The sequence below is a fragment of the Streptomyces sp. ASQP_92 genome (assembly GCF_025399895.1).
Lineage (GTDB): Bacteria > Actinomycetota > Actinomycetes > Streptomycetales > Streptomycetaceae > Streptomyces.
On record NZ_JAODUA010000014.1, the window covers coordinates 107,937 to 131,401 of the forward strand.

At 72.1% G+C, this 23,465-nt stretch carries 19 protein-coding genes and 1 riboswitch; of the genes, 7 read left to right on the top strand and 12 right to left on the bottom strand.

Annotated features, from left to right (window positions below; translation table 11 throughout):
• Nucleotides 1-124: 124 nt before the first annotated feature.
• The 5 genes from N4G70_RS26090 to N4G70_RS26110 all read right to left on the bottom strand — a co-directional run bounded on the left by N4G70_RS26090 (nucleotide 125) and on the right by N4G70_RS26110 (nucleotide 5,086).
• Nucleotides 125-1,306, bottom strand: a complete 1,182-nt coding sequence (locus tag N4G70_RS26090; RefSeq protein ID WP_261715250.1) for an SRPBCC family protein — start codon at nucleotides 1,304-1,306, stop codon at nucleotides 125-127.
• Nucleotides 1,307-1,322: 16 nt separating this feature from the next.
• Entirely contained in the window at nucleotides 1,323-2,021 is a 699-nt protein-coding gene (locus N4G70_RS26095; protein WP_261715153.1) for a DNA primase, read from the bottom strand.
• A gap of 360 nt (nucleotides 2,022-2,381) precedes the next feature.
• A complete protein-coding gene (locus N4G70_RS26100) occupies nucleotides 2,382-2,945 on the bottom strand; it encodes an FABP family protein (RefSeq protein ID WP_261715154.1) in 564 nt (187 codons plus the stop codon).
• A gap of 170 nt (nucleotides 2,946-3,115) precedes the next feature.
• On the bottom strand, nucleotides 3,116-4,294 hold the full coding sequence (locus N4G70_RS26105) for a diaminopropionate ammonia-lyase (RefSeq protein WP_399036938.1): 1,179 nt from the start codon (nucleotides 4,292-4,294) through the stop codon (nucleotides 3,116-3,118).
• A gap of 141 nt (nucleotides 4,295-4,435) precedes the next feature.
• Complete coding sequence (locus N4G70_RS26110) at nucleotides 4,436-5,086, bottom strand: TetR/AcrR family transcriptional regulator (protein ID WP_261715156.1); 651 nt, start codon at nucleotides 5,084-5,086, stop codon at nucleotides 4,436-4,438.
• Between the two features lie 219 nt (nucleotides 5,087-5,305).
• Here N4G70_RS26110 and N4G70_RS26115 point away from each other — a divergent pair, with 219 nt between their 5' ends.
• Entirely contained in the window at nucleotides 5,306-5,962 is a 657-nt protein-coding gene (locus N4G70_RS26115; protein ID WP_261715157.1) for an SRPBCC family protein, read from the top strand.
• Between the two features lie 8 nt (nucleotides 5,963-5,970).
• On the opposite strand, the gene N4G70_RS26120 is transcribed toward N4G70_RS26115, so the two are convergent.
• The 3 genes from N4G70_RS26120 to N4G70_RS26130 all read right to left on the bottom strand — a co-directional run bounded on the left by N4G70_RS26120 (nucleotide 5,971) and on the right by N4G70_RS26130 (nucleotide 8,337).
• On the bottom strand, nucleotides 5,971-7,122 hold the full coding sequence (locus N4G70_RS26120; protein WP_261715158.1) for a hypothetical protein: 1,152 nt from the start codon (nucleotides 7,120-7,122) through the stop codon (nucleotides 5,971-5,973).
• Nucleotides 7,123-7,345: 223 nt separating this feature from the next.
• A complete protein-coding gene (locus tag N4G70_RS26125; RefSeq protein ID WP_261715159.1) occupies nucleotides 7,346-8,095 on the bottom strand; it encodes a CbtA family protein in 750 nt (249 codons plus the stop codon).
• Nucleotides 8,096-8,115: 20 nt separating this feature from the next.
• On the bottom strand, nucleotides 8,116-8,337 hold the full coding sequence (locus N4G70_RS26130) for a CbtB-domain containing protein (RefSeq protein ID WP_261715160.1): 222 nt from the start codon (nucleotides 8,335-8,337) through the stop codon (nucleotides 8,116-8,118).
• 62 nt (nucleotides 8,338-8,399) lie between these two features.
• Nucleotides 8,400-8,474, bottom strand: a riboswitch (cobalamin riboswitch).
• Nucleotides 8,475-9,053: 579 nt separating this feature from the next.
• Between N4G70_RS26130 and N4G70_RS26135 the strand changes: the two genes are divergently transcribed.
• The 3 genes from N4G70_RS26135 to N4G70_RS26145 all read left to right on the top strand — a co-directional run bounded on the left by N4G70_RS26135 (nucleotide 9,054) and on the right by N4G70_RS26145 (nucleotide 12,807).
• Entirely contained in the window at nucleotides 9,054-10,466 is a 1,413-nt protein-coding gene (locus tag N4G70_RS26135) for a family 2B encapsulin nanocompartment shell protein (RefSeq protein WP_261715161.1), read from the top strand.
• A 212-nt stretch (nucleotides 10,467-10,678) separates the two neighbouring features.
• Nucleotides 10,679-11,908, top strand: a complete 1,230-nt coding sequence (locus tag N4G70_RS26140) for a family 2 encapsulin nanocompartment cargo protein terpene cyclase (RefSeq protein WP_399036940.1) — start codon at nucleotides 10,679-10,681, stop codon at nucleotides 11,906-11,908.
• A gap of 17 nt (nucleotides 11,909-11,925) precedes the next feature.
• A complete protein-coding gene (locus N4G70_RS26145; protein ID WP_261715163.1) occupies nucleotides 11,926-12,807 on the top strand; it encodes a geranyl diphosphate 2-C-methyltransferase in 882 nt (293 codons plus the stop codon).
• Between the two features lie 86 nt (nucleotides 12,808-12,893).
• Here the strand turns inward: N4G70_RS26145 and N4G70_RS26150 are convergent, their stop codons facing one another.
• Nucleotides 12,894-14,189 (bottom strand): PAS domain S-box protein, encoded by a 1,296-nt coding sequence (locus tag N4G70_RS26150; protein WP_261715164.1) that lies wholly within the window; start codon nucleotides 14,187-14,189, stop codon nucleotides 12,894-12,896.
• A gap of 390 nt (nucleotides 14,190-14,579) precedes the next feature.
• On the opposite strand from N4G70_RS26150, the gene N4G70_RS26155 reads away from it, so the two are divergent.
• From N4G70_RS26155 to N4G70_RS26165, 3 genes are read left to right on the top strand one after another with little or no spacing between them, the layout of a single operon-like run.
• On the top strand, nucleotides 14,580-15,953 hold the full coding sequence (locus tag N4G70_RS26155; protein WP_261715165.1) for an acetyl-CoA carboxylase biotin carboxylase subunit family protein: 1,374 nt from the start codon (nucleotides 14,580-14,582) through the stop codon (nucleotides 15,951-15,953).
• Nucleotides 15,950-17,959 (top strand): PEP/pyruvate-binding domain-containing protein, encoded by a 2,010-nt coding sequence (locus N4G70_RS26160; protein WP_261715166.1) that lies wholly within the window; start codon nucleotides 15,950-15,952, stop codon nucleotides 17,957-17,959. The genes N4G70_RS26155 and N4G70_RS26160 overlap by 4 nt, the downstream gene beginning before the upstream one ends.
• Nucleotides 17,959-19,347 (top strand): MFS transporter, encoded by a 1,389-nt coding sequence (locus N4G70_RS26165; RefSeq protein WP_261715167.1) that lies wholly within the window; start codon nucleotides 17,959-17,961, stop codon nucleotides 19,345-19,347. The genes N4G70_RS26160 and N4G70_RS26165 overlap by 1 nt, the downstream gene beginning before the upstream one ends.
• Before the next feature lie 106 nt (nucleotides 19,348-19,453).
• Here the strand turns inward: N4G70_RS26165 and N4G70_RS26170 are convergent, their stop codons facing one another.
• The 3 genes from N4G70_RS26170 to N4G70_RS26180 form a co-directional block, all read right to left on the bottom strand.
• On the bottom strand, nucleotides 19,454-20,092 hold the full coding sequence (locus tag N4G70_RS26170) for a hypothetical protein (protein WP_261715168.1): 639 nt from the start codon (nucleotides 20,090-20,092) through the stop codon (nucleotides 19,454-19,456).
• A 243-nt stretch (nucleotides 20,093-20,335) separates the two neighbouring features.
• Nucleotides 20,336-21,295, bottom strand: coding sequence for an SDR family oxidoreductase (locus N4G70_RS26175; RefSeq protein WP_261715169.1), 960 nt, complete (start codon nucleotides 21,293-21,295; stop codon nucleotides 20,336-20,338).
• Nucleotides 21,296-21,510: 215 nt separating this feature from the next.
• The gene (locus N4G70_RS26180) at nucleotides 21,511-22,887 is read right to left on the bottom strand and encodes an APC family permease (RefSeq protein ID WP_261715251.1); all 1,377 of its coding nucleotides are present in this window, start codon (nucleotides 22,885-22,887) and stop codon (nucleotides 21,511-21,513) included.
• Nucleotides 22,888-23,465: the final 578 nt, after the last annotated feature.

A 23,465-nucleotide genomic window follows, 5' to 3' on the forward strand; every position in this document is an offset into this window, starting at 1 on the left:
CTGCTGATACGTATGCCGTAGCTGGTACGCGTGCCTGTACGTGTGCCTGTGCCTGTGCTTCACACGGACGGGGGGACGGCGGACGGTCCGGCCCCCCGCCCGTGAGGAGGCGGCTCGCGGCCGCTCAGCGGCGGTCGTCGCTCCGGGAGCCCGCGTAGGCGCGGCGCTTGCGCGCGGTCGACGCCTCCTCCGGGTCCTCCTCGACCTCCCCCTCCCGCTCGGGCTCGTCCTCGTACTCGCCCTCGGGTTCCTCTTCGTCCTCGTACTCGTCCTCGTACTCGCCGTCGGCCTCGTCCTGGTACTCCTCGGGCTCGGCGGCGGGCTCGGACTCCTCGTCCTGCTCGACTTCCTGTTCCGGCTCCAGGTCCTGTTCGGGCTCGCCCTCGTCCTCGTCCAGGGCTTCGTCGTCGTCCAGGGCCTCGTCCCGGTCCTCGAAGTCGTCCCGGTCCTCGGCCTCGTCCGGGTCGTCCTGCTGCCCGGACTGCTCCGGCTCCCGCCCCTCTTCCTCCTCGGCGATCGCGTCCTCGTGACTGACGACCACCTCGCCGTCCCTGATCTCGCCGCGCCAGCCCCCCTCGGCCTCGCCGCGCAGCGCGATGTGGCGCGCGAAGTTCTTCAGGTCGAGCCGGGCGCGACGGCCCTGGGCGCGCCAGATGTTGCCGGTCTTCTCGAACAGGCCCTTGGGGTAGTACTCCATGACCAGGAGCACGCGGGTGATGTTGTCGCCGAGGGGGTGGAAGGTGACGACGCCCTTGGCGGTTCCCTTGGCGCCCTCGGAGGTCCAGGCGATGCGCGCGTCGGGGATCTGCTCGGTGGTGTGCGCCTTCCAACTGCGGCTGGACCAGAAGACCTTCACCTTCCAGTCCGATGTGGTGTCATCGGCGACGGTGGCGCTCTTGACGCCCTTGGCGAAGGTGGCGAACGACTGGAACTGGGTCCACTGGTCGTAGGCCTCGCGCACCGGGACGCCCACGTCGACGGACTCCATGATGACGGTCGGCTTGCGTCCCGCGCCGCCCTTCTTCCGCTTGCCGCCGAGCCCCTTGAGCATGTCCTTGGCGTTGTCCTTGAGGTGGGAGGCGCCCATCTCCACGGCGGCGCGGACCGGACCCTTGCCCTCGGCGACCTTGCGGCCGCCCTCCAGCGCCAGCTTGGCGAAGCCGGGGCTGCGCCCCTCGGCTATGTCGTTGAGCTTGACGGTGGTCTCGCCGAGCTTGTGGCCCACGCCCGTCAGGAGTCGCTCACCCTGAGCGAGCAGATAGCCCTGGAGTTCCTGCTTCAGACGGTCGGCCGCGGGGTTCTGCATGAGCGAGTTCTTCGACTCAGCCACGGTCGTCACCACCCTGGCCACCACGACGGCTCGCCGTCTTCTTCGCCGGAGCCCGCTTGGCCGTGCGCTGCACGGACTTGGTCGCCTTCTTGGCCGGAGAGGCCTTGGCGGAGGCGGACTTGGCGGTGGAGCGGCGGGTCGAGCGGGGCTTCTCGTCCTCGGACTCCTCGTCCTCCTTCGACGCGCCGCCGGAGTTACGACTCGTACCGCTGCCCGTGCTCCGGCCGGAGCTCCGGCCCGATGAGGACCTGCCCGACGACGACTTGCTGTCCGACGAGGACTTGGAGGACGCCTTGGCCGAGCGCTCCTCCTCCTCGTCCGCCTCGTCCTCCGGCTCCTCGTCCTCGTGCGAACCGGTCACGCCGGGCACCACGCCCGCCACACGGTCCTGCACATCGAGGGTGCGGTCGTGCAGCCGATCGGCCAGCCCTTCGATCTGCCGGTTGAGGAGTGCGCCCGTCGCCGCCTTGCCCACACCGCGCAGATCCTCACGGAGCTGGTCGCCTATCTCCTTGAACTGCGGGTTCTCGGACAGTTGGGACGCCGCGAAGTCCGCGATCGCCCGAGGGCTCAGTTGCAGGCGTTTGCCCATGACGAGCGTGCCGATGCCGAAGGCGAGTTTCGCCTTCTTCGTACGCCCCAGCAGATAGCCCGCGCCCACCGCGAGCCCCAATCCCAGCCGATTGTTCATGTCAGACCTGTCCTCTTCTCGTCCGTCTTTCGATGGGGAGCCTGTCGAGGCCTCATCACACCGGGTAGCCAACATGGCCAGAGCCAAACCCCCTGAGCGGGGAGGACGGGGAGGACGGGTGGGGGTGTCCGCGGGGTGGTCGCGGCGGGCGAGGGCAGTACCGGAACGGGGTTGTCACGCAGGTCACCGGGTGGTGGACGACCCGTGGGTGCCCTGGTGCCGCGGGGCGGCCGCGGCGCCGGCCGGGGTGGTCCGCCGGGAGCGCGGGCGCGCGGGGACGGCGCACGGGGAGCACCCCGGCACGGCGGGCGCTGACGCACGTGATGCCATCGCCCGCCGGCCGGGCCCACTGATGCTCCGCTAGGAAGGCCCGGTCACCTCCTGGCCGCGGCGGCGCAGTTGGGCCGATAGGTGGTGTTGCAGGGGTTGGCCGACCGCAGCCAAATCGTGGGTGAACGTCAGCGTGTCGTCGTCGGTCAACGTGTACTGGCGGCGGGTGGCGTCGACCTTCTTGGCGGTCTCGGTGATGGCCACCTCATGGGTGGCGAGCTCCACCGTCCTCCCGGTCGCGGCGCCGACCGCGATCTCGGCGATACCGGTGGGCTGGGTGATCAGGGCCTCCACCCGTCCGTCGGCCTGGAGTCGCCACCAGCCGCTCTCCCGGGCCGAGGGGCGAAGGGGCGCGCCATCGGCGTCGAGGAGCCAGGCGCGGGCCTCGTACCGCAGAAAGGGACGCCCGTCGTGGCTGAAGGTCACTTCCTGTGCGTACGCGAAGTCCCCTTCGAGCGTGGGATATCCGCCCTCTCCCCGGCCGTACCAGGTGCCGAGCAGGCCGAGCACGGGGCTGAGCAGCGCGTGCGGTGCGGGTGCCTCGTTGGACTGGATGCTGTCGGGGTAGGGGTGCTCGGGTGCGGGGTCGAACACGAGGTGCGCTCCTGGGTCGGGTCGGGTCGGATCGGATCGGATCGTGGGCTGCGATCGCGGGAGGGGTGGCGGGCGGAGCCATGTCAGGGTGAGCCTAGGGCGTCGGTTCTCCGCGTACGCCCTTCGGCCTGCGTCGGCGCCGCACGACCCTGACGGTGGCCCCGCACGCGTCAGCCCCGGGCCCCCTCGGCGGAGTGCGGGTTCGCGGCCGCGCCCTCGGTGCTGAGGAGCACCACGACGGAGGACGGGTCGATGCCGAGGGCCGCACGGCGTTCCTCGGCGCCCGTGCCGGTGAGCGCCGCGCGCAGCCCTGCGAGAGCGGCGGCCCCGCAGGGACCCGAGGAGACGCCGAGCCCGGCGAGGGACGCGGCCGCGCGCGCGGCCTCGGAGTCGGGGACGGCGACCGCGGCGTCGAGCCCGTGGCGCAGATAGGGCCAGGCGATGCTGGACGGGGTGCCGCAGTTGAGTCCCGCCATGCTGGTGTGACCGGTGGCGACGCTGACGGGCGCTCCGCGCCGGAGGCTCTCCAGGACGCAGGCCGCACTGCGCGGTTCCACCGAAAGCAGCGCCGGGGCGCGGCGCCCCGCCGGACCGCTGCGGTAGTGGGTCACCACGGCCTGGGCCAGCGACCCCACCCCCACCGGTACGACGACGAGCCCCGGGCCCCCGGCCACCCGCTCGGCCGCCAACTGCTCGTCGACTTCGGCACAGAGGGTGGAGTAGCCCTCGACGATCCACCCCGGGATCCGTTCATAACCCGGCCAGGCGGTGTCCTGCACCAGGACCGCGTCGGCGCTCGCGGCCGCCTCGGCGGCGAGACGCACGGCCTCGTCGTAGGGTCCCGCCACCTCCGTGACCCGCGCCCGCTCGGCGACGATGGCGGCCACCGCGCGGGGGTGCACGCCCCGGGGGACGAAGACGTGGGCGTGCTGTCCCAGCAGTCGGGCCACATGGGCCACCGCGCGACCGTGGTTGCCGTCCGTGGCGGTCACCAGCGTGAGCGGGCTCGGCCGCGCACCGCTCGCGGCCCGTTCGGCGAGAACGCGGTGGACCGCCCAGGACGCGCCCAGCGCCTTGAACGCGGGCAGTCCCAGCCGGCACGACTCGTCCTTGACGAAGACACGGCCGACACCCAACTCCCTTGCCAGTACGGGCAGTTCGCTCAGCGGGGTGGATGCGTAACCCGGCAGGGTGGCGTGGAAGTTCCGTACCTCGGCGGGTGCCGGCCCGCACCGCCAGGCGCGGGCGCCGGGCCGCGCGGTCCAGGGCAGGGGCAACGTACGCGGAGAGGAAGCGATCTCAGACACCCGACCAGGGTGCGGTGCGCCCCTGCGATCGGTCCAGCGCATCCGGGCGGTACGGCGCACGCGATCGGTCGGCTGCACGCGCCAGGTCCAGTACACGCGATCGATCCGGTGCACGCGCCAGGTCCAGTACACGCGGTCGTCGGGCGTGAGCCCGCAACTGGCGTGCGCTGCGGCCCGGTTGGGCTACGGGCCCAGCAGAGACTCCAGTTCGGCTTCGAAGAGGCGCTCGGGGTCGAAGCCCATCCCGGTGAAGTGGCCCGCCGCTTCCAGGGACAGCACGCCGTGCAATCGCGTCCAGACGGTCAGGGCGCGGTGAAGGGCGGCGGGCGGGGCGGGGTGGCCCTCGCCCCACTGCCGGTGTTCTTCGAGGTGCGCGGCGAACGGTGCCGCGTCACCGAGTGAGGGCAGGGCCGCACAGGCGTCGAGGATCAGCCTCATGATCTCGTCGCTGATGAGGACGGTGTCATCGGGCGCGTGGTACCCCGGGACGGGGGTGCCGTAGACGAGGAAGTAGCGGTTGGGGTCCTCCAGGGCCCAGCCGCGCAGCGCGCGCGCCAGGGCCGCGAGGTCGGCGCCGGAGCGCTCGGCGACAGCGCCCAGGGCGTCGGCGAGACTTCGGTAGGCCTCCCGGACGAGGGCGGTGATCAGCTCGTCCCGGCCGGCGAAGTAGCGGTACAGCGCGGGGCCGCTGAGCCCCATCTGTTTGGCGATCGCGTTGAGCGACAGCGCGGAGGCCCCGGCCGTGCCGATCTGCTCCCACGCGTGCTGCTTGATCTCCGCCCGCACCTGGGCGCGATAGCGCTCCCGCGGTGTCCCGGCCTCCGGCTCCGCCATGCCCAGCCACCTCTCGCCTCGACCGCACAACCCTTGCCCACAAGATCGAGTTAGAGGGTATCACCAAGGTGATTGACGGCCCCATCACGTGAGTGTTAGAACTTCTAACGAACGGCAAGGCCTATACCGCAAGCCCTATAGAGCTTCCGAAGTGGCTCGCCTCGTCGAACTCGTACGTCCGGGCTCTCACCAGCGCACTCACACGCAAGGGGTCACGTCATGAACGGTCACCACCGCAGCAGCGTTCGCGCCACCCTGTTCGCCGTCCCGCTCGCCCTCGCCGTCCTCGGCGCCACAACGGGACCCGCCGGAGCAGCCCCCCGGCCCACCAGGCCCCTCACCTGCCGCGGCGAAGGCGTCGATCCCGGCGCCGCCGTCCGCTACCGGACCGAGACGGTGATCCACGCGCCGCTCGGCGTCATCTGGAAGCTACAGACGGATGTGCGGAACTGGCCGTCCTGGCAGGCGCCCGTCGCCACCATGGAGCGCCTCTACCACGGGCCGATGCGGCCGGGTTCGGCGTTCCGGTGGACGACGCCCGTACCGGCCGACCCGTCGACTCCCGCCACCACCCTGTCCATCACCTCCACCGTGCGCCAAATCAAGCACCACGCGTGCATCCGCTGGACCGGCCCCGCGACCGGGGAGGGGCTGCACATCGACGGCGTCCACGTATGGGACTTCACCAAGGTCGAGGGCGGCGTTCTCGTACGGACCGAGGAGACCCACACCGGCCCCCAGGTCGATGCGAACGTGCCCGCCGCGACCAAGCTCCTCGGCGACGGGCTCGAAGGATGGCTGCGCAGCCTGAAGGCCACGGCCGAGGGGACCCGCTCCCCCGCAACCGCCTGTGCGCGTACGGCAGTTGCGGGGTAGGGCGAGGTCTACTTGTTCGGCCCCCGGAGTCGGCCGAACGCCTTCGTGAGGGTGCTGAGGGCCGAGGCGTCCGGCTTGGCCGGGCGCGGGACGGGCAGGAGCGGCGCGGCCTCCCCGCCGGAGGCCTCGGCGAGTGCGGCATGGGCCGCCTCCGCGGCCTCGCGGTACAGATCGCGCGAGTGCGTCATGGCGTCCAGCGCCTCGGCGTACTTGGCGACCATGGCCTGCGCGTGCACCAGTTCCTCAGCGGGGTTGAGCAGGTGCCAACCCGCGCGCAGCCGGACCAGGGCCTGCTCCGCGCCGTCCGGCAACGGCTGCGGCAGGGCCGCGAACTCCCGGATCCTGTCCAGGAGTTCGGTCGGCTCCGTACCGTCGAGGAAGACGGTGCGTACGGTGAAGCGCTCCGGGTCGTACCAGGGGCTCGGGGGCGCCGTGGGCAGCACGACGCCCCCGCCGCGCGGCATCCGCACACTCAGTTCGCGCTTCATCGCGAAGTCGGCGATCTGCGCCTGCTCGGGGGTGCCCCGGTGCTCGACCACCCGGTGCCGCAGACTCGGCGGCAGGAACGCGGAGATGGGCCGCTGCCCCAGCGCGTCCGGTGTCATCGCCTCGTGCACCACCACATGGATGAACCAGCTCTGCCTGGCGCAGTCGCGCAGCAGATGGCGCAGCTCGTCGTCGTCCTTCGGCAGATGGTTCGTCGCCCGCAGCCGCAGGCTCCCCACGGCATCGTGGTCCCAGGCGATCTGGTCGCTGTCGGGCCAGAACATCGTGGCGGGCGACGGCCAGTGCGCGTCCCACGCCCGCTCGGCCTCGGCGGCCAGGATCCAGGCGACACCCTCCTCGCCCTTGCGACGGCCCTCGGGTTCGTACGTGGTGAGCTGCGCGCGCACCGTGATGTCGTCGGCCACGCGCCAGCGGGCCTCGAAGAGGCGGCGGGCCGACGGGCCGGGGTCGGCGGACTCGTCCCGCGGGTGCAGGACGGTGGAGCGCGCGGCCTCGACGGGGTCGAGGTCCAGGAAGTCGTCCAGCACCCCGGCCGCCTTGAGGGCGATCAGGTTGCGCCGGACGTCCCGCTCGGGCTCGGGCCCGAGGTGGCGCCCGCGCCCCAGCCACGCGGTGTCGGGGACGGTGGTCGGGGAGGTGCTGTTTTTGGCCATGGAGTCGTTCTGTGGGGGATCGGGGCCCGACCAGTATGCTCTGTGGCTCTCTCGATGCAAGCGGCACCATGTTTCCGGCCCCGCGCGGACGTGTTCGCGGTCCGCCTCCGCTCTCGCGGGAGGTGCGCGCAGGCCGCACGCGGTGTGAGGGGCGAGGCCCCCCGGATCGTCCCGGGGGGCCTCGTCGTCTCCGTACGCCGCTGGGCGCGCCTGCCCAGCGGACTCAGTTCGCGGCCGGGGCCGCTCGTCCGGTGGCGGGTGTGGGGTTGAGCAGGCGCTCGGCCAACTCCCCGAAGATCAGGCCGAGTCCACCCCACAAGGTGGCCTGGATGGCCAGGGCCGAGAGGCGGAACCGCCACAGCAGGGCGGCCGGGAAGTCCCCGGGCACCTCGTTGACGGCCGGCAGGAACGCGTACGCCAGACCGATCACCACGGCGAAGCCGGCGACCGCCACGACCGTGGCGTACCAGCTCCCCAGATGGGGCGCGAGGCGCTTGCCCGCGATGGTCGCGGCGACCGCGAGCAGCACGCTGAGCACCATCATCAGGAAGTACAGGGCGGTCCGCCTGCCGATGGTGTCGGGTTCGCCGACCGAGGGCGGGTTCGCGGGGTACTTCAGGAACGGCACGACATACGCCGCGAGCAAGGCCGCCCCCGCCAGGAGCAGGGCCGTCGCGCGCGGTGAGAAACGGCCGACGCGGCCGAGCGCGAAGCAGAAGGCGAGCGCCGCGATGCCGCCGAAGGCGACGCCGTAGACCAGGACGCCGGTGGCGAGTCCGGCGGTGGACTGAAGGGAACGGGAGACGAGTTCGACCTCGTGCTCGTGGGCCGGGGCGTGCGCCTCTTCGAAGCCGATGGCGCTGTCCACGCCGGGCTCACCGAGGAAGTAGGCCACGACCAGGGCGAGCAGACCGGCAGCGAGGCCGGCGAGCATGCCCCGCACGAGGAGGTTTCTGACCGTTGCGGAGTTCATGGGCGTTCGGCGTCCCTCGGTCAGTGGCAGGGGAAGCCGAGCAGGTGGCGGGCGTCGTGGACCCACTCGTGCACATCCGTGCCGTTGACGACGGAGGTGGCGCCCTGTTCTGCGCCGACGAAGTACAGCAGGACCAGCATCAGGATGCCGAAGAAGGCGGCCCAGGGAGCGATGGCGCTCAGGGGCAGCTTCGCGGGAAGGGCGGGGGTGTTGACGGTCGGCCGGGCGACATGCTGCGCCATGACAGGGTCCTCCTCTGGGAGTTCGCGTCCCAACTCGGTGGTGCACAGGACGACGGCTACGGGTCTGACTTCGAGCCCCCTCACCTGGGCGGGCTCGTTCACAGTGGCGCGACCGTGCCGGATTTCCACCGGCTTCCGTTGTGGCGTCGTCGATATCGCACTGAAGGTACCGTGCGGCCGGGGTCCGGCCAAGGCCGTCGCACCGCGCGTGATCTTCCTCTCCCGGCGCGCTGTCGGCTGCCGGGAGGCGGGCCGGTCGATCCGATCCGCCGTCGAACACTGTTCGTCCGGCCTCCTGCCCGAACCGAGCGGACGCGTGGCCGAGCCGTGTCCCACTTCCGATGCCGTGGCGTGAAACCGAGCGCCGTGCGGGCGGGCCGAGCCGAGGCGGCACGAGGGAACCGACCGAGCCGTCGCCCTTTTCCCCGTTGGTGTTTCGACGGCTCGGCGGGCGCCGCCGCTCCCCCGGCGCGCGGCCTGCCACCCACCAGGGACGACATCCAACGTGGCCGGATTCCGTGGGTACCGGGGCAAACATCGCGAAGGCGTCGTCATCGTATCGAGCTAATGTCCCCGGCTTCCCTTGGTCCGGGGGGCGAATCGGCCGTTACTGTCCTCCTGGCCCGGAACCGATTCCCGGCCGTATGCCCCCTTTCCTCCTCTTGCCCGGTGACGTTCCCGTGCCTGTCACCGCCCCACCAAGGAGAGCTCGCCCGATGACAGTTGACTCGAGCCCCGACGCCCGACTGGAGACGCCACGGCAATCCAGTCTGGGCACGGCGGCCGCTCGTAACCTCACCCACACCACCAAGTCCGCCCCGCAGATGCAGGAGATCAGCTCCCGCTGGCTGCTGCGGATGCTCCCCTGGGTGGAGGCCACGGGCGGGGTCTACCGGGTCAACCGCCGGCTCACCTACACCGTCGGCGACGGTCGTGTGGACTTCATCCAGAGCGGCGCCGACGTCCGGGTGATCCCCCGCGAGCTGGGTGAACTGGCCCTGCTCCGGGGCTTCGACGACGTGGAGGTGCTCACCGCCATCGCCGACCGCTGCGTCCAGCGGGACTTCGCGGTCGGCGAGACGCTGGTCGAGCGCGGCGCGCCCGCGGACCGTCTCCACCTGATCGCCCACGGCCGCATCAGCCAGACCTCGGTCGGCGGTTACGGCGACGAGCTGGCCCTCGACGTGCTGGGTGACGGCGACCGGTTCGGGGAGCACACGCTCCTGGACGAGGGCGCCCAGTGGGAGCACACCGCCGTCGCCGAGACCTCGGGCACCCTGCTGACCCTGTCCCGCGCCGACTTCGCGAGCGCGATGGCGGCGGCGCCGAACCTGCGGGAGCACGTCGAGCGGTTCGCCTCGCTGCCCCGCCAGCGCCAGAACCACAAGGGCGAGGCGGAGATCGCGATGTCCGCCGGCCACCACGGCGAGCACGAACTGCCCGGCGCCTTCGTCGACTACGAGTCCAAGCCGCGCGAGTACGAGCTCTCGGTGGCACAGACCATCCTGCGGGTCCACACCAGGGTCGCCGACCTCTACAACGGCCCGATGAACCAGACGAAGGAACAACTCCGGCTCACCATCGAGGCGTTGCGTGAGCGCCAGGAGTACGAGCTGATCCACAACCGGGACTTCGGCCTGCTCCACAACGTCGACTTCAAGCAGCGCATCCAGCCGCGCACCGGCCCGCCGACCCCGGACGACCTCGACGAGCTGCTCTGTCGTCGCCGCGGCTCCAAGTTCTATCTGGCCCACCCCAAGGCCATCGCGGCGATCGGGCGCGAGCTGAACGCGCGCGGGCTGCGCCCCAGCCAGGTCGAGCTCCATGGCGAACTGGTCCAGGCCTGGCGCGGGGTGCCGATCCTGCCCTGCGACAAGATCCCGATCAGCCAGGAGAAGACGAGCTCGATCTTCATCATGCGTACGGGCGCGGACAACCAGGGCCTCATCGGTCTGCGTCAGACCGGTCTGCCGGACGAGTACGAGCCGGGTCTCTCGGTCCGCTTCATGGGCCTCGACGAGAAGGCGATCACCTCCTATCTCGTCAGCACCTACTACTCCGCCGCCATCCTCGTGCCGGACGCGGTCGGTGTGCTGGAGAACGTGCAGGTCGCCCGCTGGCCCCGCTAGCGCACCCGGCCCGCCCCCGGCGTCCCTCGACCCCGAACCTCCCTTTCCGGGGCCCGTCGAGGCGCCCGAACGTCCTGGTACAGCCGCTCACCCCATCAAGGAGCACTGGTTTGCCCGCGCCTGAGCTGACCCCTCCGCAGTCGAGCCTGCCCGAGGCCGGCGCCCACTTCGGGGCGTACGCGCTCGCCGACGCGGCGACCCGCGCCCGCGACATCAAGGCCGCGACGGGCACCCCGCCCGGGGCCCCCTCCGGCGCTCCACCGGCCCCACCGCCCGGCCTCGCCATGGTGGCCGCCCCCTCACTGCCCGACGTGTCACTGCCCGACGTGCCGACGGTCGAACCGCCGCCCCCGAGCCCCGATGTCGACCGGCTGCTGCGCGGCCCCAGCGGACTGGGCACGGCCGGCCTTCGTCTGACGCTCCCTCAGGAACGACCTGAGCCACCGAAGCCGTCCGCGCCCCAGGGCGCGGCGATCCCGGGCCTCTACCACCACCCGGTGCCCGAGCCCGATCCGGCTCGCGTGGAGGAGGTCAGCCGCAGGATCAAGTCCTGGGCGATGGACGAGGTTTCGCTGTATCCCGATGACTGGGAGGAGGAGTTCGACGGGTTCTCGGTGGGTCGCTACATGGTGGCCTGCCATCCGGACGCGCCCTCGATCGACCATCTGATGCTCGCCACCCGGCTGATGGTGGCCGAGAACGCGGTGGACGACTGCTACTGCGAGGACCACGGCGGCTCACCCATCGGCCTCGGCGAGCGCCTGCTGCTCGCGCACACCGCCCTGGACCCGCTGCACACGACGCGGGAGTACCAGTCGCAGTGGGCCGAGTCGCTGCACTCGGACGCGCCCCGGCGGGCGTACCGCTCGGCCATGGACTACTTCGTCCGGTCGGCCAGCGCCTCGCAGGCCGACCGGTACCGCCACGACATGGCCAGGCTGCACCTGGGCTACCTCGCCGAAGCCGCCTGGGCGCAGGAGGACCGGGTGCCCGAGGTGTGGGAGTACCTGGCGATGCGTCAGTTCAACAACTTTCGGCCCTGCCCGACCATCACCGACACCGTCGGTGGCTACGAACTCCCGGCGGACCTGCACGCGCGACCCGCCATGCAGAGGGTCATCGCGCTCGCGGGCAACGCGACGACCATCGTGAACGACCTGTACTCGTACACGAAGGAACTCGATGCCCCCGGGCGGCACTTGAACCTGCCCGTCGTGATCGCCGAACGAGAGGGGGTCAGCGACCGGGAGGCCTATCTGAAGTCGGTCGAGGTCCACAACGACCTGATGCACGACTTCGAGACCGAGGCGGCCGCCCTGGCCGCCGACTGCCCCGTGCCCAGCGTGCACCGCTTCCTGCGCGGCGTGGCCGCGTGGGTCGACGGAAACCACCACTGGCACCGCACGAACACCTATCGCTACAGCCTGCCCGACTTCTGGTAGGAAGAATGGACTCATCTGTGACCAGCACCGAACTCACCGCCACCGACGCCTCCCTCTTCATCCCCGGCCCGGCGACGCCCTACCAGGGGGACATCGCCCGCTACTGGGACGGTGAAGCCAGGCCCGTGAACCTGCGTCTCGGCGATGTCGACGGTCTCTACCACCACCACTACGGCATCGGCGACGTCGACCACGCCGCGCTCGGCGACGCCCAGGACAGCGAGAGCGAGAAGAAGCTCATCACCGAGCTTCACCGGCTGGAGTCGGCGCAGGCCGAGTTGCTCCTGAGCCACCTCGGCGACATCGGGAGCGACGACACCCTGGTCGACGCCGGCTGCGGCCGGGGCGGTTCGATGGTGATGGCGCACGAGCGCTTCGGGTGCAAGGTCGAAGGTGTCACCCTGTCGGCGAAGCAGGCCGACTTCGCCAACGGGCGCGCCCGTGAGCTGCGTATCGAGGACCATGTCCGCGCCCGGGTGTGCAACATGCTGTCGATGCCCTTCGAGACCGGGCAGGCCGCGGGGTCGTGGAACAACGAGTCCAGCATGTACGTCGATCTGCACGACCTGTTCGCCGAGCACTCCCGCGTCCTCAAGGTCGGCGGCCGCTATGTGACGATCACCGGCTGCTGGAACCCGCGGTACGGGCAGCCCTCGAAGTGGGTCTCCCAGATCAACGCGCACTTCGAGTGCAACATCCACTCGCGCCGCGAGTACCTGCGCGCGATGGCCGACAACCGCCTCGTCCCGCAGGCCGTGATCGACCTGACCCCCGACACCCTGCCGTACTGGGAGTTGCGGGCGACGTCCAAGCTGGTCACGGGAATTGAGGAGGCGTTCATCAACTCCTACCGGGACGGCTCCTTCCAGTACGTCCTGATCGCCGCCGACCGGGTCTGACCCGCGTCGGGGTCACGGAACGAGAGCGACGCCCCGTGCGGGGGCGTCGCTCTCTCGCGTCCACGGCGTCAGGAGCCGGGCCCCCCTCAGACGGCGCTGAGCGGATGGGCCGCCGTGGCGGAGCGCGGGGGCCAGGCGCGGGGGGCCAGGATGCCGAGCACATAGGCGCGGGCGACGAGGGCGGGGCGGGTCCCCGCGCCCAGGAGTTCCCGCAGCCGGCTGAGGTGGTAGTCGACGGTCTGCCGGGACAGGTTGAGCGAGGTGGCGATGTCCCCGTTGCTGCTGCCCGCCGCGAGCAGGGACAGGATGCGTATCTGCGCGGCGGTGAGCGAGGGATGGGCCTCGTGGGCCAGGCTCTGGTGGGTGACGACGGCCCAGACGTGCCGGGCGCGGGCGGCGGAGTGGCCGACCGTCGTCAGGTGGAGCTGGGCGCGGCGCTGGCGCCCCCGGCTGTCGACGAGCACCGCCGATGTCTCCACCCGGCGGGTGCGGCGCGCTATCAGACCGTTCCATCTGCGGTGCAGCCGGTCGAGCCCGGGTTCGGGGGCGAGCAGTGTGTGGGCGCGGCGGCCGACCAGGTCGGGCAGGCTGAGGCCGAACAGCTCGGCCGCCGCGGTGCTCGCCTCGACCACGCGTCCGTTCGCCGACAGCAGCGCGCAGGGCAGACCGCTGTGGTCGCGCAGCGCCCGCAGGTCGTCCTCGGCCTCCTGCCGCTGGAGCTTGGCGCGCAGATGATCGGTGACGTCCACATAGATCCCGGCGACACAGGTCCGTCCGTTCTCCCGCACGGGGAACCGGTGGCCCACCGCCTGGCCCGCGCTGCCGTCCGGGCGCCGGTAGTCGAGGGTGTGGCGCACGGGCGTCCCCCGGGTGAGGATCTCCTGGTCCAGGGCGCGGAACTGGAGGGACTCGGCGGGGGCGTCGAAGTCCTCGATGTACTTGCCGACGAGTTCCTCGGGGGCCGCGCCGTAGAGGTGCGCGTAGGCGTGGTTGGCCCATACGTAGCGTCCCTCGCTGTCCCGGATGAAGGCGGCGGCCGGGGCGAGGTTGACCAGGCCGGCGAAAGCGGCGTACTGGCGCGGGGTCTTCGCGTGGGCGTCGACCTCCACGGCGAGGCCTCGGGTGCGGCCGGGGGCGCTGCTCTCGTCCAGGGGCCAGCTCACGTCGAAGGTGCGGTCGTCGAACCGGGCCTGCCAGCGGCCCTTGCGCGGCGGGGCCCCCGGCGCGGGGAGTTCCTGACGCATCCGGTCGAGGAAGCGCTGCGCCGTGGCCGCGTCGGCGAACGCGCCGCCCCCTCTCTCCCGTACCTGCCATGGCTCGTCGACTTCCCACCAGAACACCGGGAGGTGTTCGAGCAGTGCCTTGAGACTGGAATCGTCCACAGCGGTCTCTCCGTCCGTATACAGCTCGTACGCAACCGGCTGACGCACTGTCACATCGCGATGGGTATCCCGTACCGGTCCCCCGCATGCTCGGTTCTCGGCCGAAGTGGAAGCCGGACCGCGAGCTCTCGCGACGTCTTCGGTGTCCCAACACGGCCCGCTATTCAGGCATTTGCCTGAACGGCGCGCGTCCCCCCGGGCGGCGCGAACGCCGGTTGCGTGGTCCCCTTGAGTGTGCGGGTGAATACTCCCCGACACATCCGCCGGGAGATCCCCCCGCGCCCGACGCGCACCACCGCTCGGTACGACGACCCGCAGGGGACGTACGGCGCGTGGGCGCCGGGGCGCTCCGCGGCACGTGACGACACGGACGAATGGAGACGAACTTCAGTGAGCAAGGTGCTGTTAGTGCATGCCAAGGGTGGTCCGCCGCTCGGTCATGTCCTGTCCAGGACGGCCGCGAGGGCGGAAGTGCACCTGCTGGCGCTCAGCGCTCTTCCTCCCGTCGTGGCGGACTCCGCCCGGAGACTGTGCGCCTCCGTCGTGACGCCCTCCGACGCGCAGCGCTCCGACCTGGTGACCCTGATCTCTTCGCGGGCCCGGGCCGTGGGCGCGGACGCGGTGCTCACGTTCTCCGAGTACGCGGTCGTGGCCGTGGCCGAGGCGTGTGAGGCGCTCGGCCTCGCGGGGGCCGGCGGCGCCGCCGCGCTCGCCCGCGACAAGCGGCTGATGCGCCGCACCTGGCGCGAACACGGCCTGTCGCAGCCCGAGTTCCGTTCCGTCGCCACCGAGGCCGATCTGCATGAGGCGGCCGGCGTCCTGTCCTTCCCGCTGCTCCTCAAGGCGGCCTGGAGCGCGGGCTCCACGGCCCACCAGATCATCCGCTCCCCGCAGGAACTGTCCGGCGCCTGGTGGCGCTCGCGCGAAGTGATGGCCGAATCCGCCCAGTTGGGATATGCGGAACTCCATGTGGCGGAGTCTCAGGGCCACTTCGTGGTCGAGGAGATCGTGACCGGCACGGCCTCGGAATGGTTCGAGGAGCCCGGCTGGGGCGACTACGTCAGCGTCGAGGGCGTCGTGGCGGACGGAATCTTCCACCCGGTCTGCCTCAGTGGCCGGATGCCCACGGTCGAGCCGTTCACCGAGCGGGCGGGCATCACCCCCGCCCTGCTGTCCCAGGACGCGCAGGACCGCGTGGTGGAGCTGGCCCGGCGGGCCGTGGACGCGCTCGGACTGCGGGACTGCGGAACGCACACCGAGATCAAGCTCGGCGCGGACGGCAGCATGTGGCTGATCGAGACCGCCGCCCGGTTCGGCGGCGCCATGACGGTGCCGCAGATCGAGGACGTCTTCGGGCTCGACCTCGTCGGCATGCTCGTCGACCAGCTCCTCGGCCGCCCGGTCCGGTGGCCCGCACAGGCCCTCACCCCGGCACAGGCGCGGGGCGCGGCCGGCTCCCTGGTGGTTCTCGCGGTCGACGGCGACGGCGAGGCCTGGCACGAGCGCAAGATATGGGACTTCCCGGTCGTCGCCAAGAAGGTGCCGCTGAGCCGGGGCAGCGAGCTGTCGGTGGTCGCGGAGAGCTCGCTGCCCGACGGCCAGGTCGTGCCGGTCTACGACCCGGCCGGCGGCGCCAACACGATGGCGGCCCTGTGTCTGCTGTCCGCCACCGACGCGCGCACCGTGCTCCGCGACTTCGAGACGCTGGTGGACGCCCTGCCGCTGGTCCTGCCGGTCGCGCAGCCCGAGGAGGTGTCCGCGTGACCGCCCAGCTCTTCGCCGGCGCCGCCGAGCCGGCCACGGACCGTACGGTCATCGGCGAGAACCTCTCCCTGCCACTGTTCCGCACCCTGTCGGGGGTGCTGGCCGGCCACCCCTATCTCAAGGTCGTCGTCGACCGGGTCGAGAACACCTGGCACCTGCTCGACACGGCGGCGCACCCCTTCCACGTCAACTACATCGCCACCCGTGTCCTGGGCATGGAACTCGCCCAACTCGACGCGGATCTCGACGCGTTCAACGCCTCCGTCTACATGAACCCCGCGCGCCGTTTCCTGCTCGGTGTGCTGTCGCTGCACACCAACGAGGACACCGAAGGCCGCGAGCGCACCTTCCTCGTCCTGGAGACGACCGAGGCCGACACCATGAGCGGCGAACTCCTCGAATTCTTCTACGGGTTCGTGCGCGAGCGGGTCGACGGCCGGCTTCCGGTGCTGCTCAAACCCGCCAACCACGGGCAGGAGGAGGAGCTGGCGGCGATCAGCGAACTGCGCGTGCCGCGCATCTTGAGCCATGAACTCTTCGGCTCGCGGGTGCGCACTCCCCTGAACCCCGGCGAGGCCACCGGCCGGCTGCGGTTCTTCCGTACGCACGAGCAGTACGCGGCGGTCGAGTCCGAGCTCGGCTGGGCGGACATCGTGGCCATGCCGTGCCTGCCCGACGACGTGCCCCGGGTGGCCGGCTTCCTCAACACCGCGCCGATCACGCCGCTTTCGCACACCAATGTGCTCGCTTCGGGCTGGGGCATACCCAACGCGATCGTGCGCGATCTGGACGAGCTCGTCGAGAAGGGCGACCTGGACGGCGCGTGGGTGCGCTACCGGGTGTCCGAGGCCGAGATCTCCCTGGAGCGGCTGGAGAGCGAGCCCGATCTGCGGGCGCCCGCCTGGCACCAGCAGCGCATCCGTCTGGAGCCGCCGCTGCTCGAAGACGCGCCCGTCCTGTCCCTGCACCGGTTGCGCGCCGCCGACAGCGACCGGTACGGCACCAAGGCGGCCAACCTGGGCGAGCTGCACCATGTGCTCGACAGCCGCACCGCCGACCTGACCGCGTTCTACGGTCGGCCCCGCCCGCCGCGCGACGACCTCTACGGTCACCTCGCCTCCCGGCTCGGCCTGAAGGAGCCCTCGCTCGCCGAACTCCGTTCCAGGGCGGCCGACTTCGTGGCGTCCACGGTCGGCGCGCCGGAGGGCGTCGCGCTGCCCTTCTCGCTCCAGCAGCACTTCCTCGCCTCCTCGCCCGCCCTCCAGCAGGGCATCGGCAAGCTGAAGATGGCGCTCGAACTGGACGCCACCGACGTCCTGGACTCGCTCTGTCTGCAACTCCAGCAGTTGATCCGGCACACGCCCGTGCCGGAGTCCGTCACCCGGCAGATCAGCCAGGCCTTCCCCACCGCCCCCGCCTCGCGCGGGCGTCTGGTGGTGCGCTCGTCCTCCAACGCCGAGGACCTGCCCGGCTTCTCCGCGGCCGGGGTCTACGACTCCGTCACCACCGTCCACGGCACCGGTCAACTCCTGGACGCCGTACGCCAGGTGTGGGCCTCCCTCGTGTCGCCCCGCAGCGTGCGCCTGCGCCACCAGGTCGGGATCTCCCTCGACGACACCTATATGGGTGTGATCATCCAGGAGTACGTGCCCGCCTCCCTCGGCGGCGTCCTGGTGACCTGTGACCCGACGCGTCGCGCGGACTTCCGCAATGTGTACCTCAACTGCTCGCCCGGCTCCCCGGAGCAGGTCGTCGACGGCTCGGTGCTGCCGCAGCAGTATCTGTACAACGTGGTGGAGGGCGGCGGCCGGACGGTCGCGCTCGGCTCCTGGGGCGACGGGCTGCCCGCGGCCACCCGGGCCCGGCTCGCCGACCTGTCCCTGACCGGACGGCTCCTCCAGTCCCACTTCAGCGACACCGACGTGGACAGGCCGCTGGACATCGAGTGGCTGATGACCGAGCGGGGCGACTTCCGGCTGGTCCAGATCCGCCCGTACGCGCTGTGATGCGGCCTCTCGCGCAGCGTCCCGGAAAGGGCGCGGGCGCCGGCCTCACGGACACGGCCCGGCGGATCATCCGGCTGAACTACGGCTTCCAGCTCCTGTTCAACCTGCTGTGGTGGATGCCGGTGTTCTACGCCTACCAGAAGGAGGCCGGGCTCTCCGACGGGCAGATCTTCGGCATCCAGAGCATCTACTACGTGGCCTTCTGCCTGTTCGAGATCCCGACCGGGCTGATCGCCGACCGCATCGGGGCCCGCAACTGCCTGCGGGCCGGCGCGGTGGTGATGACCGCGGCGAACCTCGCCCCGGTGGTCAGCGCCTCGTACTCCGGGTTCCTGCTGCACTTCCTCGCCATCGCGGTGGGCCGTTCGCTCACCTCGGGGGCGGCGAGCGCCTATCTGTACGACGGGCTGCGGGCGGAGAAGCGCGGCGAGCACTACCTGAAGGCCGAGGGCACGGCACGGGCGCTGGGGCTCGCGGCGAAGGTGGTGTGCTGGCCGCTGGTCGGGCCGCTGATGGCGGTCGCGCACACGGCTCCGTACGTCCTGAGCGCGGCCAGTGCGGCGGGCTCGCTCGCCTGCGCCGTGGCGCTGCCCCGGCTCGCGGGGGCGAACGCGGGCGTACAGCGCCCGGAACGGTCGAGCGGGGGGCGCGGGGGCGGCGCGTTTCTGCGGGACGCGGGCGCCGCGCTGCGCTGCGTGGCCTCCTCGCGGTGGCTCGGCCTGGTGATGGTGCAGGGCGTGGCGGTGTTCACGCTGTCCCGGATCTGCCAGGTCAACCTCTTCCAGCCGATCCTCCTCGACCACGGCATCGGGGAGGCCTCCAGCGGTGGGGTGCTGGCCGCGATGACGGTGGCGGAGGCGGTGGCCTCGGCGCGTCCGCAGTGGCTGAGCCGGCGTCTGACACCGGTCGCCTGGGTGTCGGTGCTCAGCCTGGCGCTTGCGGGGACCCTGGCGGCCATGACGGTCGGCGGGCCCTGGGTCGTGATCGCGCTGCTCTGCCTGTTCGCGGCCGCCACCGGCTTCGTGTATCCGGTGCAGCGCAAGCTGGTGAACGACGCGATCCCCGCGAACGCCCCGCGCGCCACCCTGCTGTCGATCGAGAGCATCGTGGACCGGGGGGTGTGCGCCCTGGCCGCGATCGCGGTGGGCGCCTACGTCTCCGCCGGACACCTGGACGCCCTGCTGCTGCACAGCGCGCTCGCGACGGCGCTGCTGCTCGGGGCGATCCAACTGCTGCTCCACAGCGGGCTGGTGCGACGGGACCGCGCCCCGGCCGGGGTGCCGACGGATGCCCGGGCCGCCCTCGCGGCGGACGCGGACGGCCGGGACGGGGGCGACCGGCTGGGCCGGGCCGAGGGCGCCCGACGCGGGCCGCCCTCGGGGGCCTAGCGGCGGTGCGCGCCGCTTCCCTGCCAGGGTGGGCGCCCATGCAAGGAGCGCTCGCCCCGGCGGGGGCCGCGCGGCGGTCGGCCCCTCGCCGGCGTGCGCGGCCCGGTCAGCGGGGCAGACGGCCCAGGAGTTCGACGAGCCCGACGGGCAGGAACGCCGGCCGGTGGGGCTGTCCGATCTGGTACGGCACGAAGCCCTGCGAGGCGGCGACCTGGACCTCCTGCGCCGTCTCCGCCTCGTAGACGACCCGGCAGCGCCCCGACTCGGCCATGGCGCGCTGCCAGAGGGCGGGGGCCGGCTTGCGCTCCGCCTCGGTGCGGGGGGTGAGGATCCGGTCGCCGAAGTCGCCCCAGGTGAAGGGCGTCGAGTCCCGCCAGGTGGCGTCGACCTCCTTCTTGAGGCGGGCGGCACGCTCGGCGTCGGTCGCGCCCCAGGAGGGCGGCACGTTGGTGATCAGGCCGATCCTGATGTGGTGCTCGCGCAGGGCGCGAAGATAGGAGGCGGCGCCGGGCAGATACCGGACGGTGCCGTCGTCGGCCGTGTGCACGAGCGTCTCGCCCAGGTCGAAGTACACGACGGGGCAGGCCCGTTGGGCATCAGCCGACGCGATGGGTCCCGAGTCCGCGAGGCCGCTCGCGGAGAGCGGCGCCGCCGCGCTCACGGTGGCGCAGAGAACGGTCGACGCGAGGGCCGCGCCCAGTGCGAGGCTCGCCCGGCGTAAGCCCTTGGCGGCGGAGAGGTGCATGGCGGTGTCCCCCATCGTTGTGCGGCATCGCGACAGTGCGCGCCTGTCCGGTGCATGACATGCGCTGCCGCAAAGTCTCTCACGCGATGGCCGAAAACGCGGGAATTCTCGCCTCACCAACCCGGTCCACCTCCGAGGCCCGCCCGCGGCCCGGCCGCCGACAACTGCCCCACCGGGCCCAGCAGTTACCGGACCATCGACTGGCCAGGCGGGCCAGTCGCCCCAACTCCCTTGCCACCCGCCCTAGTTGTGCGGCCTGGGCTCGCCCAGTCGGCGTCCGGCGCGGTCGCCCAGCGTGGTGACCCAGCGCGGCAGCCTGGACTGCGCGGCGGCCTCGTCACCCGGCACATCGCGACGCGGCCGCTCCCCGGCCCCGGGCAGCGCCCGGTCCGTGAGCGACAGGAGCCGGGCCATGGAGGCCGGGGCCACGCCTTGCAGCCGTACGGCGACCTTGGCGGCCGGGGTCAGGACGAGTTCGGGACGCCCCCGTTCGGCGGCGCGCACCACGGCCCTGGCCGCGCGCCCGGCGTCCATGGACAGCAGCGGCAGCGTGGCCGCCGCACCGAACCAGCCGTACTCCGCGCCCGGGCGGCCGGAAAACCTGGCGGCGGTGTGCGAGCCGGTGCGCATCAGACCCGGGAAGACGGTGGTGACACTGACACCCGAGCCCGCGAGTTCGGCACGCAGTCCCTGGGAGAAACCGGCGGCGGCGAACTTCGCCGTGACGTACGGCAACAGATGCGGGGCCGCGATCCGGCCGCCGATCGACGACACCGTCACCAGCGTTCCGGCCCCGCTCTCGCGAAGGTCGGGCAGCGCCGCGAGCGCGAGCCGGACCGGGGAGAAGAGCATCGTCTCCATCGCCTCGCGGAAGTCCTTCTCCTCGAAGGTCTCCATCGGGCCCACCTGGATGATGCCGGCGTTGTTGACGAGGACGTCCAGCGGTCCGAACCGTTCATGGACGGCGTCGAGCAGGCGCTGCGGCGCGTCGGCCTCGGTGATGTCGCACGGGTACGAGGCGACCTCGGCTCCGGTGGCGCGCAGCTTGCGCTCCGCGGCGGCCAGTCCCTCGGCGCCCCGCGCGCAGAGCATGACGCGGCAGCCCCGGGCAGCCAGTTCCCGGGCGACGAGGAGGCCGAGGCCGCGCGAGGACCCGGTGACGAGTGCCGTGCGGCCTGCGAAACGATTCGGTCGAGGGTTCATGCCGCTGCTCCCGGGGGTGTGAGGCGAAATGTGCCGCCGCCCTCCCGGTTCCCCCCGGCGGCGTTCCTACACGGCGTGCTCGGACGGTCGGGGGGCCAACGGTGTCCCGCTCAAGCCTGCGGGCGCGGAAACTCCGCGTGACCCGTAGCCGCCGCGTACGGCCGCCGCGCCGGACCTCCGCACTCCCCTCAGGCTCGCACAGACGGTTCCATTCGTCAGGGCGCCGCGGGGCCGCCGGGCTCCGCGCTCGCCTCGGACGCCTTGGCCGTGCGCCGGGACACCTTGGCGGACACAAGGCCGAGAGCCGCGCCCACGGCCAGCAGGACGAGGCCACGCAGCCACACCTCGCGGTCGACCTGGGTGGCGAGCAGGACACACGACAGGGCGCCCAGAACCGGGATCACCGCCGGCGCGCGGAAGTGGTCCGGGTTGCCCGACCGGTCGCGCCGGCGCAGGACCAGGACCGCGGTGTTCACCGTGAAGAACACGACGAGCAGGAGCAGCACCAGCGTCGCGGCCAGGGTCTCGATGTCACCCGTGAGCGCGAGAAGCAGGGACAGCGCGGTGGTGGTGGCGATGGCGGCCCACGGGGTGCGGCGCCGGGGCAGCACCCGGGTGAGGAACGACGGCAGCAGGCGCTCGCGGGCCATGCCGAAGGCGAGACGGGAGCACATGATCCCGGTGAGCAGCGCCCCGTTCGCCACGGCGACCAGCGCGATCGCCGAGAAGAGCCATCCGGGTACCCCGCCGGCCGCCCGCACGACTTCCAGCAGCGGACCGTCGGAACCGGCCAGGACGCCGGTCGGTACGGCGGCGGAGGCCGCGGCGCCGACCGCCGCGTAGACGAGCCCGGCCGTGCCGAGGGCGCCGAACAGTGCCCTGGGGTAGGCCCGGCGGGGGTTGCGCGTCTCCTCGGCCACGTTGACGGAGGTCTCGAACCCGACGAAGGAGTAGTAGGCGAGCACCGCGCCGCTCAGCGCGGCGGCGACCGGCCCGTTCTCGGGGGTGCCGAGCTGAGTGAGTCGGCCCAGGTCGCCGTCCCCGCGTGCGACGAGCCACACGCCGAGGCCGATGATGAGGAGCAGACCGCTCGTCTCGATGACCGTGGCCACCACGTTGGCGCGGGTCGACTCGCTGATGCCCCGCGCGTTGAGCAGGGCAAGGGCCGCGAGGAACAGGACGGCCACCAGGGCGACGGGCAGGTTCACGAACGCGGTGAGGTAGGTGCCGCCGAACCCCCGGGCCAGCGCCGCGACGGAGACGATGCCCGCCGCCAGCATGCAGAACCCGGTGAAGAACCCGACAAACGGGCCGTAGGCGAGCGTCGCGTAGTACGAGGCGCCGCCGGCCCGGGCGTACTTGGTGGCGAGTTCGGCGTAGGAGGCGGCCGTCAGCAGCGCGAGGCCGAGGGCCACGGCCAGCGGCACCCACACCGCGCCGCCGGACTTCGCCGCCACCTGTCCGATGAGGACGTACACGCCGGCGCCCAGGACATCGCCCAGGATGAAGAAGTACAGCAGCGGTGTGCCGAGCGCCCGCTTGAGCGCGGCCGGGGCCTCGGGCGCGCTGGGCGCCGGCTGTTCTGTCTGCATGCTCACGTCGGTGCTCAGGCTTTCTTCGTACGTCGGGAGTAAGGGAGGGTGGCCGGGCAGGCCGCGCCGGTCGCCGGGCGGGGTCCGTCGCTTTCGCCGTATGACCGCGATGCCCCGATGCCAAACCCGGACAGAAGACCCGGAGCCCTCCCTGGGGCTCCGCCCCAGACCCCGCATCGCGCCTGAACGGCGCTCGTCCTCAAACGCCGGACGGGCTGGGTATGCCTGCGTCGGCCAGCACCGAGTAGTTAAGGGGCGCGGGGAACTGCGCGAGAAGCGAGCACGGTCCGCGGGCGAACGACCCGGGGCCCCGCCCCACACGCCAGACGCGCTGAGGTGCCTCGACGCGGGCCGGCACCGGTGCCGCCAGGGGCGCGGGGAACTGCGCGAGAAGCGAGCACGGTCCGCAGCCGAACCCCCGGGGCCCCGCCCCACACGCCGGACGCGCTGAGGTGCCTCGACGCGGGCCGGCACCGGTGCCGCCAGGGGCGCGGGGAACTGCGCGAGAAGCGAGCACGGTCCGCGGGCGAAGTCGGGCCGGTCTTGCCGCCGCGGGCGGGCCCGCGCTGACATGCTGA

Excerpts from the sequence above, each read along its gene's own strand:
- N4G70_RS26090 (WP_261715250.1), bottom strand. The coding sequence starts at position 1,306 with ATGCAGAACCCCGCGGCCGACCGTCTGAAGCAGGAACTCCAGGGCTAT.
- N4G70_RS26095 (WP_261715153.1), bottom strand. The coding sequence starts at position 2,021 with ATGAACAATCGGCTGGGATTGGGGCTCGCGGTGGGCGCGGGCTATCTG.
- N4G70_RS26105 (WP_399036938.1), bottom strand. The coding sequence starts at position 4,294 with ATGCGCTGGACCGATCGCAGGGGCGCACCGCACCCTGGTCGGGTGTCT.
- N4G70_RS26110 (WP_261715156.1), bottom strand. The coding sequence starts at position 5,086 with ATGGCGGAGCCGGAGGCCGGGACACCGCGGGAGCGCTATCGCGCCCAG.
- N4G70_RS26115 (WP_261715157.1), top strand. The coding sequence starts at position 5,306 with ATGAACGGTCACCACCGCAGCAGCGTTCGCGCCACCCTGTTCGCCGTC.
- N4G70_RS26120 (WP_261715158.1), bottom strand. The coding sequence starts at position 7,122 with ATGGCCAAAAACAGCACCTCCCCGACCACCGTCCCCGACACCGCGTGG.
- N4G70_RS26125 (WP_261715159.1), bottom strand. The coding sequence starts at position 8,095 with ATGAACTCCGCAACGGTCAGAAACCTCCTCGTGCGGGGCATGCTCGCC.
- N4G70_RS26130 (WP_261715160.1), bottom strand. The coding sequence starts at position 8,337 with ATGGCGCAGCATGTCGCCCGGCCGACCGTCAACACCCCCGCCCTTCCC.
- N4G70_RS26135 (WP_261715161.1), top strand. The coding sequence starts at position 9,054 with ATGACAGTTGACTCGAGCCCCGACGCCCGACTGGAGACGCCACGGCAA.
- N4G70_RS26165 (WP_261715167.1), top strand. The coding sequence starts at position 17,959 with ATGCGGCCTCTCGCGCAGCGTCCCGGAAAGGGCGCGGGCGCCGGCCTC.
- N4G70_RS26170 (WP_261715168.1), bottom strand. The coding sequence starts at position 20,092 with ATGCACCTCTCCGCCGCCAAGGGCTTACGCCGGGCGAGCCTCGCACTG.
- N4G70_RS26175 (WP_261715169.1), bottom strand. The coding sequence starts at position 21,295 with ATGAACCCTCGACCGAATCGTTTCGCAGGCCGCACGGCACTCGTCACC.
- N4G70_RS26180 (WP_261715251.1), bottom strand. The coding sequence starts at position 22,887 with ATGCAGACAGAACAGCCGGCGCCCAGCGCGCCCGAGGCCCCGGCCGCG.